This window comes from Blastococcus sp. SYSU DS0973, assembly GCF_054051055.1.
This window is the reverse complement of the sequence record NZ_JBJHAN010000009.1, coordinates 32,601-45,016: the sequence shown is the minus strand read 5'-3', so window position 1 is coordinate 45,016 and position 12,416 is coordinate 32,601. Positions and strand designations below refer to the sequence as shown.

Annotated in this window: 13 protein-coding genes; 6 read left to right on the top strand and 7 right to left on the bottom strand. The window is 74.7% G+C overall.

Features of this window, described 5'->3' with window-relative positions; all coding sequences use genetic code 11:
- Nucleotides 1–846: an SMP-30/gluconolactonase/LRE family protein gene (locus ACI791_RS14800; protein ID WP_456586730.1), complete on the top strand. Its 846-nt coding sequence runs from the start codon at nucleotides 1–3 to the stop codon at nucleotides 844–846.
- A gap of 13 nt (nucleotides 847–859) precedes the next feature.
- Here ACI791_RS14800 and ACI791_RS14795 read toward each other — a convergent pair whose 3' ends face one another.
- From ACI791_RS14795 to ACI791_RS14770, 6 genes are all read right to left on the bottom strand, one after another.
- On the bottom strand, nucleotides 860–1,270 hold the full coding sequence (locus ACI791_RS14795; protein WP_456586729.1) for a molybdenum cofactor biosynthesis protein MoaE: 411 nt from the start codon (nucleotides 1,268–1,270) through the stop codon (nucleotides 860–862).
- Nucleotides 1,267–1,845, bottom strand: a complete 579-nt coding sequence (locus ACI791_RS14790; RefSeq protein ID WP_347058546.1) for a nucleotidyltransferase family protein — start codon at nucleotides 1,843–1,845, stop codon at nucleotides 1,267–1,269. Before ACI791_RS14790 ends, ACI791_RS14795 begins: the two co-directional genes overlap by 4 nt.
- Before the next feature lie 57 nt (nucleotides 1,846–1,902).
- On the bottom strand, nucleotides 1,903–2,931 hold the full coding sequence (locus ACI791_RS14785) for an ABC transporter ATP-binding protein (protein ID WP_456586728.1): 1,029 nt from the start codon (nucleotides 2,929–2,931) through the stop codon (nucleotides 1,903–1,905).
- Nucleotides 2,932–2,945: 14 nt separating this feature from the next.
- Nucleotides 2,946–3,749, bottom strand: coding sequence for an ABC transporter permease (locus ACI791_RS14780; RefSeq protein WP_456586727.1), 804 nt, complete (start codon nucleotides 3,747–3,749; stop codon nucleotides 2,946–2,948).
- A complete protein-coding gene (modA, locus tag ACI791_RS14775; protein ID WP_456586726.1) occupies nucleotides 3,746–4,486 on the bottom strand; it encodes a molybdate ABC transporter substrate-binding protein in 741 nt (246 codons plus the stop codon). The genes ACI791_RS14780 and modA overlap by 4 nt, the downstream gene beginning before the upstream one ends.
- A gap of 77 nt (nucleotides 4,487–4,563) precedes the next feature.
- Nucleotides 4,564–4,956, bottom strand: a complete 393-nt coding sequence (locus tag ACI791_RS14770) for a TOBE domain-containing protein (RefSeq protein WP_456586725.1) — start codon at nucleotides 4,954–4,956, stop codon at nucleotides 4,564–4,566.
- Nucleotides 4,957–5,198: 242 nt separating this feature from the next.
- Here ACI791_RS14770 and ACI791_RS14765 point away from each other — a divergent pair, with 242 nt between their 5' ends.
- Both ACI791_RS14765 and ACI791_RS14760 read left to right on the top strand, forming a co-directional pair.
- Nucleotides 5,199–5,462, top strand: coding sequence for a hypothetical protein (locus ACI791_RS14765; RefSeq protein WP_456586724.1), 264 nt, complete (start codon nucleotides 5,199–5,201; stop codon nucleotides 5,460–5,462).
- A 4-nt stretch (nucleotides 5,463–5,466) separates the two neighbouring features.
- Nucleotides 5,467–6,891: a phospholipid carrier-dependent glycosyltransferase gene (locus ACI791_RS14760; RefSeq protein WP_456586723.1), complete on the top strand. Its 1,425-nt coding sequence runs from the start codon at nucleotides 5,467–5,469 to the stop codon at nucleotides 6,889–6,891.
- On the opposite strand, the gene ACI791_RS14755 is transcribed toward ACI791_RS14760, so the two are convergent.
- On the bottom strand, nucleotides 6,829–8,073 hold the full coding sequence (locus ACI791_RS14755; protein ID WP_456586722.1) for a glycosyltransferase 87 family protein: 1,245 nt from the start codon (nucleotides 8,071–8,073) through the stop codon (nucleotides 6,829–6,831). The two genes, ACI791_RS14760 and ACI791_RS14755, sit on opposite strands and share 63 nt — an antisense overlap.
- Nucleotides 8,074–8,216: 143 nt before the next feature.
- On the opposite strand from ACI791_RS14755, the gene ACI791_RS14750 reads away from it, so the two are divergent.
- The 3 genes from ACI791_RS14750 to ACI791_RS14740 all read left to right on the top strand — a co-directional run bounded on the left by ACI791_RS14750 (nucleotide 8,217) and on the right by ACI791_RS14740 (nucleotide 12,317).
- Nucleotides 8,217–9,932, top strand: coding sequence for a RecQ family ATP-dependent DNA helicase (locus ACI791_RS14750; protein WP_456586721.1), 1,716 nt, complete (start codon nucleotides 8,217–8,219; stop codon nucleotides 9,930–9,932).
- A 108-nt stretch (nucleotides 9,933–10,040) separates the two neighbouring features.
- Nucleotides 10,041–11,696, top strand: a complete 1,656-nt coding sequence (locus ACI791_RS14745) for a carbamoyltransferase family protein (RefSeq protein ID WP_456586720.1) — start codon at nucleotides 10,041–10,043, stop codon at nucleotides 11,694–11,696.
- Nucleotides 11,697–11,870: 174 nt separating this feature from the next.
- Nucleotides 11,871–12,317: a DUF4383 domain-containing protein gene (locus ACI791_RS14740; protein WP_456586719.1), complete on the top strand. Its 447-nt coding sequence runs from the start codon at nucleotides 11,871–11,873 to the stop codon at nucleotides 12,315–12,317.
- The last annotated feature ends 99 nt before the right edge of the window (nucleotides 12,318–12,416 follow it).

The window sequence follows — 12,416 nt, the reverse complement described above, 5'->3', positions numbered from 1 at the left end:
GTGCGCGCGCACCAGCTGACCGATCCCGTCTGCCACCACGGCGAGGGACCGGTGTGGTCCTCGTCCTGGGGCGGTCTGCGGTGGGTCGACATGCTCGCCGGCGACGTCCTGGGCCTGCTGCCCGACGGCGGTGTCAGCCGCCTGCACGTAGGTGAGGTCGCCGCCTGCGTCCGGCCGCGGGCGGGAGGCGGCGCCGTTGTCGGCATCGAGCGAGGCTTCGCGCTCGAAGGGCCGGACGGGTCCGTCACCGCCCTGCCGCCGGTGTGGAGCGACTCCTCGGTGCGGATGAACGAGGGCGGCTGCGACCCCGACGGGCGCTTCTGGTGCGGCTCCATGGCCTACGACCAGGCACCCGGTGCGGCCTCGATGTACCGGCTGGACCCGGACGGCACCGTCCGCGAGGCCTTCGGGGGCCTCACCGTCTCCAACGGCCTGGAGTGGAGCCCGGACGGCTCACTGGCGTACTACGCCGACACGGCGACCCACCGGATCGACGTCTTCGACTACGACCGGGACACCGGGCTCACCGGACGCCGTCCGTTCGTGCGCTTCCCGGACGACGGCAACCCGGACGGGCTCACCGTCGACAGCGCGGGCGGTGTCTGGGTCGCCCTCTACGGCAGCGGCGCCGTCCACCGCTACGACCCCGACGGCCGGCTGGACGGTGTCGTCGAGCTGCCCGCCTCGCAGGTCACCGCCTGCACGCTGGGCGGCCCCGACTTGGACCGGCTCTTCGTGACGACCTCGCGGGAGAACCTGCCCCCGGACGCCGAGCCGCCGGCCGGAGCCGTGTTCGTCGCGGACGTGGGCGTGCGCGGGCTCCCCGTCCGCCGCTTCGCCGGCTGACCGCCGCGGGCCCTCACGGGCAGGCGACCCACTCCTCCTCGCCGTCGGTGAAGACCTGCCGCTTCCAGATCGGCAGCCGCTTCTTCACCTCGTCGACGAGCTCGGCGCAGACGGCGAACGCCTCGCCGCGGTGGGAGGTGCTGACGGCGCAGGCCAGCGCGACGTCGCCGATGCCGAGCAGCCCGATGCGGTGGCTCACGGCGACGGCGTGCACCCCGGGCCGCGCGGCGAACTCCTCCGCCAGCTCGGCGATCACGTCCGGCGCGCTCGGGTGGCCGACGTACTCCAGCTCGGTCACCGACCGGCCGCCGTCGTGGTCGCGGACCACGCCGGCGAAGGAGACGACCGCACCGGCGGCCTTGTCGGCCACGGCGTCCTCGTGCTCGGCGACGGACAGCGGCGCATCGACGACCCTGGCGATCACGGGGCCGAAGGTACCCCCGGCGGGGGGACGTCGAGGTCGCCCGGATCGGCCAGACCGGTGCAGTCGACCTCGGTGACGTCCCGGCCGGCCAGGTACCGGCGCGCGCCCTCGTCGCCGGTCGCCGTCTCCGCGACGCCGGCCCAGTGCTCCCGGCCGAGCAGCACCGGGTGGGCGCGGACGCCGTCGTAGGTGGCGACGGCGAGCGCGTCCGGCGCCGCGTGGGCGGCGACGGCGGCGAGCGCCTCCGCGGTCATCCCGGGCATGTCGACCAGGGTGACCAGCGCCGCGTCGATCCGCCCCGGCCAGCCGCGGAGGCCGTCCAGGCCGGTGCGCAGGGACGAGGCCATCCCGGTCTCCCAGTCCCTGTTGGCGAGCACGACGGCGTTGCCCAGCTCGGCGCTGCGCCAGACGTCGACCGCGCGGGCGCCGAGCACCACCAGCACCGGGTCGCACACCGCCGCCGCCGTCGCCACGGCCCGCTCGACCAGCAGGCTGCCCTCGTACTCGACCAGCGCCTTCGGCATCCCGTAGCGGCGGCCGCCCCCGGCGGCGAGGACGACGGCGGCAGCGCTCATGCCCCCACCCTCTCAGGGCCCCGTGGATCCACCCCACCTGATCATCATCGCCGGACCTCAGCGGGCGTAGACGGCGACCTCGGAGGCCTTCACGCTGGCCCACACCTCGGCGCCGGGGGTCAGCCCCATCTCCGCGAAGGCGGTGACGGTCAGGTCGGCGACGAGCGGGACCTCCCCGGCCAGCTCGCACCGCACCGTGGCGCCGTGCGGGGTGGCGCCGACCAGCCGGGCGGGCCAGACGTTGCGCGGGCTGCCGTGGGGGCGGGACGCGTAGAGGGCCACCGACTCGGGCCGGACCGCCGCGAACACCGGGCCCGCGGCCTCCTCGGCCACCGCCACCGTTCCCCCGCCGTCGAGCCGCACCAGCCGCCCCTCGGCGGCACCGGGCAGCAGCGACAGGCCCACCAGCCGGGCCACGTAGTCGGTGCGCGGGCGGCGGCTGACGTCGGCCGGCGTCCCGGCCTGCACGACCCGCCCCTCCTCGACGACGACGACGCGGTCGGCCAGCGCCATCGCGTCCACCGGGTCGTGCGTCACCAGGACGGTGCTGCCGCCGAACCCCGCCAGGTGCCGGCGCAGTTCGGCGCGCACCACCAGCCGGGTGCGCGCGTCCAGCGCCGAGAGCGGCTCGTCGAGCAGCAGCAGCGCGGGATCACCGACCAGCGCACGGGCCAGCGCCGCGCGCTGCGCCTGCCCGCCGGAGAGCTCGGCGGGCCGCCGGCTGGCCAGCCCCTCGAGCCCGACGCGGGCCAGCCACTCCTCCGCCGCCGCCCGGGCGGCGGCCCGGCCCGTGCCCCGGGTGCGCAGACCGAAGGCGACGTTGTCGGCGACGCTCAGGTGCGGGAAGAGCAGCGCGTCCTGGAAGACCATGCCCAGGCGCCGCCGGTGGGCGGGGACGAACGCGTCGTCGCCGTCCCAGACCTCGCCGTCGACGACGACCCGGCCGGAGTCGGGGCGCAGCAGGCCGGCCAGGACCCGCACGAGCGTGGACTTCCCGGCCCCGTTCGGGCCGAGGACGGCGAGCACCTCCCCGCCGGCGACCTCGACCTCCACGCGGAGGGCGAGCGCGCCCCGCCGCGTGTCCACCCTCGCGGCCAGGCTCATGCCGGCGCCCGGCCGAGCCAGCGGTCCCGGAGCAGCAGGAGGGTGGCCAGCGAGACGGCCAGCAGCACCACCGAGAGCACGATCGCCGCCTCCGGGTCCCGCTGCAGCGCCAGGTAGACCGCCAGCGGCATCGTCTGCGTGGTGCCGGGGAAGTTGCCGGCGAAGGTGATCGTCGCGCCGAACTCGCCCAGCGCGCGGGCCCAGCAGAGCACGGCTCCGGCCGCGACCCCGGGCGCGACCAGCGGCAGCGTCACGCGGCGGAACGTGGTCCAGCGGCCGGCACCCAGCGTGGCCGCGACGTCCTCGAAGCGGCTGTCGGCGGCGCGCAGCGCGCCCTCGACGCTGATGACGAGGAACGGCATGGCCACGAAGGTCTCGGCGATCACGACGGCGGCCGTGGTGAACGGGAGGGTGATGCCGAAGGCGTCGTCGAGCCAGGAGCCGACGATCCCCTGCCGCCCGAACACCAGGAACAGCGCCACGCCACCGACCACCGGCGGCAGCACCAGCGGCACCGTGACCAGCGCCCGGAGCACCGAGCGGCCCCGGGCCCGCGAACGCGCGAGCACCCAGGCGAGCGGAACGCCGAGCAGCAGCGACAGCCCGGTGGCGAGCGTGGCGGACACCAGCGACAGCCGCAACGCCTCCCCGACACCGGGCGCGGCGAGCTGCGCGCCGAGTTCCGACCACGGCGTGCGCACCAGCAGACCCACCAGCGGCAGGACCAGGAAGGCGACGGCGAGCGCAGCCGGGACCAGCAGCGGCGCCGGCACCCGGGCGGTCTCGCGGGCTCCGCTCACGACGGCGACAGGAACCCGGCGTCGGCCAGGATCTGCTGCCCCTCCGCCGACAGGACCAGATCGACGAACGCCTGGGCCGCCGCCGGGGCCCCCGACTCCTGCAGGACGCCGATCGGGTAGCGGTTGACCGCCTGCGCGGCCTCCGAGAAGGCGAACGACCGGACGTCGTCCCCTACCGCGTGCACGTCGGAGAGGTAGACCAGCCCGGCGTCGACCTCGCCCAGGACCACCTTGGTGAGCACCGCGCGGACGTCGTCCTCGTAGGTGTCCGGGGCGGCCGGCGTGCCCGAGGCGGCCAGCACCTCCGCGGCGGCCGCGCCGCAGGGGACCTCCGGCGCGCAGACGGCGAGCGTCACGTCCTCGGGGAGGAGCTCGGCCAGGCCCGGGACGTCGACGTCGCCCGGCAGCCCGATACCGGCCGGGTTCCCCGCCGGCGCCACCAGCACCAACGGGTTCGCCGCGAACACCTCCGGGTCGGTGACCAGCCCGGCGTCGGCCACCCGCGCCATCTGCGCCTCGTCCGCGGTGGCGAGCACGTCGGCCGGGGCGCCCTGGAGCACCTGGGCCGCCAGCGCGGAGCTCCCGGCGAAGCTGAACCGCACCTCCAGTTTCGGATGGCCGACCTCGAGCCGCTCCTCGAGCTCGGCGAACACGTCGGTCAGGGAGGCCGCGGCGAGCACGGTCAGCGTGCCCGCGATCGCCGGATCGCCCGGCTCCACGGGCCCGCTCTCGCCCACGCCGGGCGACGCACCACCGCCAGAGCTCCCGCACCCGCTCAGGAGGAGCAGACCGAGGACGAGCGGGCCGGCACGCCTCACGGCACGTCCACGCTGACCTGGGTCGCCTTGACGGTGGCGACCGCCCGCACCCCCGGCTCCAGGCCCAGCTCGTCGGCCGCCTCCCGGGACATGAGCGAGACCAACCGGAACGGCCCCGCCTGGAGCTCGACCTGCGCCATCACGGTGTCGCGCACCACGCGGGTGACGATGCCGGTGAGCCGGTTCCGGGCCGACGACGGCGTCGTCCCCGGCTCCGGTGCCTCGTGCAGGCCGGTGGCGACCCGCGCCAGCTCGGCGCCGTCGACGACGGCCGGCCCACCGCCCTGGCGGGAGGCGGTCAACCGCTCCGAGTCGATCCAGCGGCGGACGGTGTCGTCGCTGACGCCGAGCAGCGCGGCTGCCTCGGAGATCCGGTAGCTGGCGGGCACGCCCCCAGCCTAGATCCGCACAAGCGGATGTCGAGCGCTCAAGTGTGTCCGCGGATGCGGGACCGCTGCGGAGAACGGCGCCACTTACCCGTGAGCGGCGACCGCGACGCGCGATGTCGCCGGATTGTTGTGCACGTTCTTTCGTCATCGAGTCGTAACCAACGGATGCCGAATACGACGCCCTTCAGCGGACATGGAACAGGTCCGTCCGGACATCCACGCATCTCGAACAGGGGTACGACATGAACAAGCTGACCCGCGGCATCGCCGCCGCCTCCTTCTCCGGTTTCCTCGCCCTCGGCCTGGCCGCGTGCGGCGAGGAGGAGGGCACGGCGGAGGTCACCGAGACCGAGGAGGTCACGGAGACCGAGCAGTCGGAGACCGAGGTCACCGAGACCCTCGAGCCGACCGAGACCGAGACCGAGACCGAGGAACAGGTCGTGGAGACCGAGACCGAGGTCAACACCGAGACCGAGACCGAGTTCGAGACCGAGACGAACAACTGACTCGGTGACCACCGCCGCCACGTCGGCGGAGCAGCGGACCGCGGGCGGCGCCACCAGGCGCCGCCCGCGGTCGGCGTTCGTGGTGCCGCTGGTCCTGCTCTGCGTCGGCGCGGCCGTGCGGCTGTGGGAACTGGGTGACCCCGACCGGCTGTTCTTCGACGAGAAGTACTACGGCGCGGACGCCCTGGACTACGTCGTGCGCGGCGTCGAGGAGGAGCGCCCGGCCCATCCGCCGTTCGGCAAGTGGGTCATCGCCCTCGGCATCCAGCTCTTCGGCTACACCCCGTTCGGCTGGCGGATCGGCGTCGCCGTGGCCGGGTCGCTGACCGTGCTGCTGGTCCACCTCTGCGGCCTGCGGCTGTTCCGGCGCACCGCCCCGGCCGCCCTCGCCGCCCTGCTGGTGGCCCTGGACGGGCTGGCGGTGACCACCAGCCGCATGGCGATGCTCGACGCCACGCTGGGCCTGTGCGTGGTGCTCGCCTTCTGGCTGGTCCTGCTCGACCGGGACGCCCGGCGGCCCGGCCGGGGGCCCGGCGAGCCCCTCCGCCGGTCGTTCCTGGGCTCCCGCTACCGGTGGCTGGCCGGCCTCGCGCTCGGCCTGGCGGTCGCGACCAAGTGGTCGGGCGTGCTCGCCATCGCCGCCGCCGGGCTCCTCGTGCTCGGGACCGAGCTGGCCGGCCGCGGTGAGGGCCTGGCGCGCGGCACCCGTCGCGCGGCGGTCGTCGCCGCCGGCGGGGCGCTCAGCATGCTGGTGCTGCCGGCGGCGGTCTACGTCACCGCCCACGCCGGCTGGTTCGCCCACTACGAGGCCAGCTACGCCGGGGCGCGCGCCTGCGAGGCCGGCGACTGCGCGACCGGCGCCGGGGACCGGCTGGAGACCTGGTGGGGCACCCAGACCGCCCTCGTGGACTACCACCGCGATCTGGAGGCGACCCACCCCTACCGCTCGGACCCGCTGGGCTGGGCCTGGCTGGAGCGGCCGGTCCTCGTCTACGCGGAGAGCTGCACGACGGAGCAGCAGGAGGCCGGTGAGTGCGAGGTGCCCCCGGGCACGGTCGCGCGGATCACGCTGGTGGGCAACCCCGCGCTGTGGTGGCCGGCGCTGCTGGCCTATCCGGTGCTGCTCTGGCGTACCGTCGTCCGCCGGGACGGCGTCGCCGCCACGGTCCTGGTCCCGCTGGTCCTGCTGTGGCTGCCCTGGCTCGCCGCCGGCAAGCCCGGCTACTTCTTCTACCTGGTGCCCGCCGTGCCGTTCATCGCCCTCGGCCTGGTGCGCGCCGTCCAGGCGGGCCCCCGCCCGCGCCTCGTCGGGGGTGCGCTGGCCGTGCTCGCGGTAGCCTGCTTCGTCTTCTTCGCCCCGATCTGGCTAGGGATCCCGCTGGACCGGGACGCTCTCGACCTCCGCTACTGGCTGCCGTCCTGGCGGTGACCCCGCCGGACGGCGCACCACCTCGACGACCACCCACAGCAGCGCGGCGGCGCGGAGGGCGACGGCGGCCCCGAGCACCGGGTAGGGCAGCCCCTCCCCGAAGCCGGAACGGGCCGCGAGGTGCGGGAACTCCACCGCGTGCACCAGCACGTCGCTGAGCACCACCGCGACGAACGGTGCGGCCCGGCGCAGGACCAGGGCCATGAGCGGCACCAGCCACAGCGTGTACTGCGGGGAGTAGACCTTGTTGGCCAGCACGAAGCAGATCAGCACGGGCAGCACGAGCTGCCACCACTGCTCCGGCTGCCGCCGGCGGGCGCCCAGGACGACGACCGCCGCGGCGGCCGCCGCGAACACCGCCAGGCTCAGCACGCCCAGCGCGGCCGGACCCGGTTCCGGGCCGCCCAGCCGCGCGAGCAGGAACCAGAGGCTGTCGACGTGCATGCCGCGCTCGCCGCTGAGCTCGTAGAAGCGGTCCCAGCCGTCCGGGGCGAGCAGGTAGGCCGGCACGTGCACCGCTCCGAACACCAGCGCCGCGGCGGCGCCGTGCAGGAGGGCGGCCCGGGGACGGCGACCGGCCAGCAGAGCCAGCACGACCAGCGGCACCAGGAAACCGGGGAACACCTTCGCCGCCGCACCGAGCCCGGCCAGAACGCCCGAGGCGGTGTGCCGGCCGCGCAGGTGCAGCAGGACGGCCCCGAGCAGCGCGACGATCGGCAGCGTGTCCCAGTTGTAGAAGGCGTACAGGAACAGGGCCGGCGCCGCGGCCCACCACAGCAGCCGGCCCGGCCCCAGGCCCAGGCGCCGCAGCAGGACCAGGGCCACCAGCACCTCGACGACGACGAACAGGCCGTTGGTGGCCGAGAAGACCGTGACCGTCGCCTCGCCCGGCAGCGCGTGGGCGAGGACGGCGGCCAGCCAGATGCGCACCGCGAGCACCGGCGGGTACTCCAGCGGCTCGGCTCCGTAGGGCCCCGCCCCCTCGTCCAGCCCGCGGCGGAACCACAGCGGGGCGACGTCGGAGTAGCAGTAGCCGTAGTACTGCTCGCCGTCGACCCAGCCACCGCCCAGGCACCGCACGCGGGCCCACCAGCCGCCGGCCAGCACGACCAGGGCGACCGCGGCCACGGCGACCAGCCGGGCCCGCCGGCCGCCGGCGCCCGGCACCCCGCCGCCGGACATCCGATCCCCTCCCGTCGGCCGCCCCACGTCGAGCCGGGCGCGATGCAGGCATCCTCCCAGCCGGCGTGCGGCTCGGGGCGGCGGTGCGGCGCCGTGAGCAGCCGCACCGTTTGCTGCTCCCGGACGGGGGGCAGCCACGGTCGGTGCCATCGAGCCCCAGCAGCACCCACGAGACGAACTCTGCAGGCGGCTCCGCCGCCGTCCGCACCCGCCGCATCCGCGAGTTCACCCGCGACGTCCTCGGCTACGAGGAGCTCCGCCCCGGCCAGGAGCGCGCGATGCAGGCCGTCGTCGGCGGGCGCGACACCCTCGCCGTCCTCCCCTCGGGAGCCGGGAAGACGGCGGTCTACCAGGTCGCGGGGCAGCTGCTCGACGGCCCGGTCGTCGTCGTCTCACCGCTCATCGCGCTGCAGCGCGACCAGGTCGAGCGGCTCACCGAGCTCTCCGGCGACGCGGGGCGCGCGGCGCAGCTGAACTCCAGCCTGTCGGCCGGCGACCAGCGCGAGGCCCTGGAGGGCATCGGGAACGGAACGGTCCGCTTCCTCTTCCTCGCACCTGAGCAGCTGACCAAGCCGGAGGTGGTCGGCACGATCGCCGCGGCCGAGCCGGCGCTGCTCGTCGTCGACGAGGCCCACTGCGTCTCCGCCTGGGGCCACGACTTCCGCCCCGACTACCTGCGGCTGGGCGGCGTCATCGAGCAGCTGGGCCACCCTCCCGTCCTCGCGCTCACCGCCACCGCCGCGCCGCCGGTCCGCGCCGAGATCGTCGAGCAGCTGGGCATGCGGGAGCCGGAGATCGTCGTCGCCGGTTTCGACCGCCCGGAGATCCGGCTGGAGGTCGACCACTACGCCGACGCGCACGCCAAGGAGCAGGGCCTGCTCGACCGGGTGGTCGCCGAGATCGGCGACGGCCGGGGGCCGGGCATCGTCTACAGCGCCACCCGCCGGGGCACCGAGGAGGTCGCCGCCGCGCTGGCCGCCCGCGGGCTGCGTGCTCAGGCCTACCACGCGGGGCTCAAGAAGTCCGACCGCGAGGACACCCAGCGCGCCTGGATGGCGGACGAGCTCGACGTCGTCGTCGCCACCACCGCCTTCGGCATGGGCATCGACAAGCCCGACACCCGCTTCGTCATCCACGCCGAGCCGGCCGACTCCGTCGACAGCTACTACCAGGAGATCGGCCGCGCCGGCCGGGACGGAGAACCCGCGCTCGCCGTCCTGGTCTACCGGCAGGAGGACCTCGGCCTGCGCCGGTTCTTCGCCGCCGGCGCACCCGCCGAGGAGGAGCTGCAGCAGGTGGCCGGCCTGGTCGCCGCCGCGCCGGCCGCGGGCCTCGACGACGGTGTCGACGTGAAGACGCTGCGCGAGGAGACCGGCCGCGCCGCCACACCGCTGGCCCGCGACCTGAACCTGCTCGAGCAGGTGTCCGCCGTCGTCGTGGACGAGGACGGCGCTGCGCACCCCGCCGAGGGCGCCCCGGCACCCGGCGACGCGGCCGCCGCCGCGCGGGAACTCGCCGAGCACCACGAGAAGGTCGACCAGAGCCGGGTCGAGATGATGCGCGGCTACGCCGAGACCACCGAGTGCCGCCGGCAGTTCCTGCTGGGGTACTTCGGCGAGCAGCTGGACCAGCCGTGCGGCAACTGCGACAACTGCGCCGCCGGCACCGCCCACTCGCATCCCGAGGACGACGCCGGCATCCCCTTCCCGGCCGAGACACCCGTGCAGCACAGCGAGTGGGGCGCCGGGATCGTCATGCGCGTGGAGGACGACCGGATCACCGTCCTGTTCGACGACGTCGGCTACAAGACCCTCGCGCTGGCCGCGGTCCTGGACAACGACCTGCTCCGCCGTCGTTGACGGCGGCCTCGACCTGCGGGACCGCGGCACCCGGTTCATGATCATCCAGGAGACGACGGGTCAGCGCCTGCACCGGACGGGCAGGGACCCAGGAGAAGGAGCAGCAGCGTGAAGGTCCTGGGCATCAACGCGATCTACCACGACCCGGCGGCGGCGCTGGTCGTCGACGGGAAGGTCGTCGCCGCGGCGGAGGAGGAGCGCTTCAGCCGGCGCAAGCACGGCAAGCGGCCGCTGCCGTGGAGCGCCTGGGAACTGCCGGAGCTGTCCGCGGCCTGGTGCCTCAAGGAGGCCGGCATCCGGCCCGAGGAGCTCGACGCCGTCGCCTACTCCTTCGACCCGGGACTGATGACGACGCCCGAGGAGACCGGGCTGTTCGACGACGGCGACGTCATGCGCAAGAAGTACGCCGAGATGGCGCCGGACTTCCTGGCCCACGCGCTGCCCGGGCTCGACCCGGCGAAGGTCCGGTTCGTCAAGCACCACGTCGCGCACGCGGCCTCGGCCGGGCTGGCGGCCCCGCAGCGGCAGAACGCGGTCCTCGTCCTGGACGGGCGCGGCGAGGCGCACAGCCACCTCGCCGGGCGCTACGTCGACGGCGAGCTGCAGATCCTGGCCGGTCAGGCGCTCCCCCACTCCCTCGGCCTGATGTACGAGGACCTGACCGACCACCTCGGCTTCCTGCGCAGCTCCGACGAGTTCAAGGTCATGGCGATGGCCAGCTACGGCAAGCCGCGCTTCGTCGGCGACCTCGCCGAGCTCATCCGCGCCACCGACGACGGCGGCTTCCGCACCGAGAAGATCGACTTCACCGAGTTCGCCCCCCGCCTGGGCAAGGGCGACCAGTGGACCTCCGACCACGCCGACCTCGCCGCCAGCGTGCAGCAGCGGCTCGAGGAGGTGCTGATCGACCTGGCCCGCTGGGTGCACGAGCAGACCGGCGAGAAGACCCTCACCCTGGCCGGCGGCACCGCGCTCAACTGCGTCGCCAACACCCGCATCCTGGCCGAGAGCCCGTTCGAGCAGGTCTGGGTGCAGCCGGCCGCCGGTGACGCCGGGACGGCGCTGGGTGCCGCCCTGCACGTGGCCCGCGAGCTCGGCGAGGACACCCAGCCGATGCCCGGCGCCGCGCTGGGCCGCGGGTGGAGCGACGACGAGATCGAGCAGGTGCTGCAGACCGCGGCGATCGACTACGAGCGCCCCGACGACGTCGCCGAGGCGGTGGCCGAGGTGCTGGCCGACAACGGCATCGTCGCGTGGTTCCAGGGCCGCAGCGAGTACGGCCCCCGCGCGCTGGGCCACCGCTCCCTGATGGCCCACCCCGGCTTCGAGGCCAACCTCGAGCGGATGAACGACGTCAAGGGCCGGGAGCAGTTCCGCCCGGTGGCGCCGATGGTGCTGCTGGAGAAGGCGCCGGAGATCTTCAGCCGTGGCCCGATCCCCTCGCCGTACATGCTCTTCGTGCACGATGTCGCCGAGGAGTGGCGCGACCGCATCCCGACCGTCACCCACGTCGACGGGACGGCGCGGATCCAGACCATCGACCCGCAGGCCCAGCCGCTGGTGCACCGGATGATCTCGGCGTTCGAGCGGCGCACCGGGCTGCCGGTCGTGGTCAACACCAGCCTGAACACCGCGGGCCGGCCGATGGTCGACGACCCGCGCGACGCCCTCGAGTGCTTCGGCTCGGCGCCGGTCGACCTGCTGGCGATCGGCCCGTTCGTCGTCCGCCGGCCGAAGCCGACCCCCCGGCCGGGCCTGGACTGAACGGTCGGCCCGCCTGGTCCGAACGCTGGGGCGTGGGTCGGCGTCGCCGCGGTGACGGTTCGGCAACGACCGTCGCTCGGTGGGGAGACGGCCGTTAGACCTGCTCGGACACGGGTAGCCCTCGGCCAGCCGCCGTCAGGACCTGGCGGGTCGACCACCGTGGGAGGACACATCATGTCTGCAACATCCGGCAACACCGGCGCAGATCGCCGCGGCATGACCTGGCCGCAGATGCTGTCGCTGGCCATCGGCGCCATCTACCTGCTGGTGGGCATCGTCGGATTCTTCATCACCGGGTTCGACAACTTCTTCGCCCACGACACCGACGAGACCATCGTCGGCTTCGAGATCAACCCGTTCCACAACGTCGTCCACATCGTCATCGGCGCGGCCGGTCTCGCGCTGTCCCGGACGCTGTCCGGCGCCCGCACCTACGGGTGGCTGCTGGCGATCGGCTACGGCGCCGCGTTCGTCTACGGCCTGTTCGCCGTCGACGCCGAGTGGGACTTCCTGAGCCTGAACTGGGCTGACAACTGGCTGCACCTGGTGAGCGCCCTCGCCGGCCTCGCCATCGCGCTGGGCCCGGTCCGGGACGCCGTCACCGGCCGCACGCGCGCCTGAGCGAGGGTCCCGTCCCACTCGGGACGGGACCGCCCGGAGGAGCCGGGTCCCACACCGTCCACGCGGACGGCGGGGCCCGGCTCCTCCCGTTGCCGGGCC